Origin of the sequence: uncultured Brachyspira sp., from assembly GCF_944390595.1 — a bacterium.
Classification (GTDB): domain Bacteria; phylum Spirochaetota; class Brachyspiria; order Brachyspirales; family Brachyspiraceae; genus Brachyspira.
Window position 1 is genome coordinate 1 of sequence record NZ_CALXRN010000074.1, and the last position, 2,531, is coordinate 2,531.

3 protein-coding genes are annotated in these 2,531 nt (G+C 24.6%); all 3 read left to right on the forward strand.

Annotated features, from left to right (window positions below):
- Positions 1 to 365: 365 nt before the first annotated feature.
- Positions 366 to 1,349 (forward strand): hypothetical protein, encoded by a 984-nt coding sequence (locus Q0J90_RS03985; protein WP_297276679.1) that lies wholly within the window; start codon positions 366 to 368, stop codon positions 1,347 to 1,349.
- A gap of 31 nt (positions 1,350 to 1,380) precedes the next feature.
- Positions 1,381 to 2,028: a hypothetical protein gene (locus Q0J90_RS03990; RefSeq protein ID WP_297276680.1), complete on the forward strand. Its 648-nt coding sequence runs from the start codon at positions 1,381 to 1,383 to the stop codon at positions 2,026 to 2,028.
- Between the two features lie 26 nt (positions 2,029 to 2,054).
- On the forward strand, positions 2,055 to 2,531 hold a 477-nt coding region (locus Q0J90_RS03995), incomplete at its 3' end, for a hypothetical protein (protein WP_297276681.1).

Sequence of the window (2,531 nt, forward strand, 5' to 3'; positions counted from 1 at the left end):
AGAATTTAAAAGCACCCGCCCTAGTGTTATTTAAATTTTTAATCTTCTTACCGTGCGTATCAATAAATAAAATACTCAATAATCATTTTTATTTTTTATATAAAGACATAAAATATTGACAAATAAATATTATAGTATATACTTAATTAATGAAATACTAATATAAGGTTTAATCGATTATGTTATTTAATCGCATCGCATCGCATCGCATCGCATCGCATCGCATTATAATATCTTATTAAACTTTATAAACTCATTCTATCAAATAACTATCAAAAATTTATTTCAATCTTTGGAAATACTTAAATATATTAATGCCATTTCTTTCGGCATTGCAATAAAAAATAAAATAGGAGATATAAAAAATGAGAAAAATATTATTTTTACTGACTATTTTAGTGTTTTTAATTGTTTCTTGCAATAAAGGAAGCAGTAGAGACAGTATAGAAGAACACTTGGGAAGCATATATTATGATATAAATGCTGAAACCAAAGAAACTAATTATTTATATTTAAGTAAAAGTGGGACTCGTGTTTATGAAGATATGTTAAATATAACTGATTTTAATGTATTGGATTATAAATATGATTCAAATAATATATATGTTTTTGAAAATGCAGAATCAGCTCATTATGGAACTGAACCTACAGCATTTTTTTTGAATAAAGATAGATTAACAATTATCAAAAGTTTTTATGAAGTAAAACCAATAAAAACATATAAGTTATTAGATAAAAATTTAGATGAAAATAATAAATATTATTCAATTGCAAATGAGTATGATCAGAGCTTTGATATACCATATAATAAAAGTAATTTTATTAATGGTAAAGAGCCTTATGAAAAAAGAAAAGCTGAATATCAAGCAATACAAAAATCTGAAATTGAACGTTTAAAAAATTATAAATCATTAGAGAAGGATTTTGAAAATTTGCCTATCGTTGAAAGATATTATTCTAAATTTGCAGTACTATTTGAAAATGAAAATATTTTATCTATAGCTTGTAAAATAGAAGATGCCAGAACTATTTCGGCATTTTTAATAAATCCAGACATAGACTGTGTAGACTGTGATTCTCCTGATATAATGAATATATCTTCAATATCTTATGATAAAAATTACGCTTATATTAATTTTGAAAAATTATCTATTGCTAAAGCTGATTTAATTAGTATAGAAAACTGTCCCGTATGTTTAAAATCTGAAAGTTCAATTAATGAAGAATTATCTGAAAAGTTCGGAAAAAGCAGAGTGTCATCTTATTTTATATATAACATATATACAAGACAATTTGAATGTTTATATTGTTACAGAGATTATTTGCGTTTAATGGGGTTTCCATATTAAAAATGATTCTTGTGATTATTAGGAGTTTAATATGAAAAAGTTTTTAATAATATTTTTCTTGTTTTTTGTTGGCAGCATTAATAGTTTAAATGCTTACTACAGTACAGAAGAACTTGCAAAAGAAGTCTTGGAATATCTAAATAAAAATATAGGAGAGGAAATAATATCTTTTACTATAACCGCTTCAAGTTATTATCAATTTGAAACTATTGGAGATTATATAGGTCAGTGGTCAGAATTATATGGATATGATTTGTATGATGTTACAGAAATTTCAAGCGTTCAAGCTGAAGTTACTTTAATATCTGTACTAGATAGTGATATTAAAACAATATTGCATGAAACTATAAAAACATCACACACCTATTTAAAAAAACAAGGTGATATGATAAAGCAAGAATTAAAAAAAGATCCTAACCTAGAAATGGAAGCTAGAGGTATAGAAATATTTATCAATTTTTATGTTGGCGATTATGAAGAGTATGAATTAGAAGAGGAATCAGAAGGTCGTTATCGTGTATATATACCATCTTATTCAAGTAAAGCAACTGCATTAGTTTTAAGAATGAAAGATTGGTTTGAACAAAAAGGTTTATTTACAGAAGTTAATAGTGAAAAAAACGGACATATACTTCTGCATGCAGGAAATCTTGATATTATGATGATGTATGGTTATTAAAATTATTTTTTATTTAAGGAGATTATATGAACAAATTTATTACAATATTATTATTTTTATGCATTTATAGTTTTTGTTATTCAAACACTAGAGAACCATTAAACAATGGCATAATGAAATTCGGTAAAAATTCTATGACATTTGGAAGGTATGGTTCATTAAAAGAAATTAATTTCCATATTTCAATGATGAAAGAACAATTTTCTAGTCCTATAAAATCTGAACAGTTTGCATATTTTCCTGTTTATAAAGATGATAACGATGACAATAAGGAAAAGTATTATTTAATTTATCTTACAAAAGATGAAAATGGGAATACTTATATATTACCTAATAGAATAGATTATATGAAATATAAAAATTGGTCTGATATTTATTGTTATTTTATAAGGATTAGTGAAATCACTGAAAAAAGTGCTAAAGTTGATGTTAAATGTATGGTATTAGATTGGGAATTTGGCTGGGAAGATGATTTAGATTATTTTAAATTATGCTGTAAATAC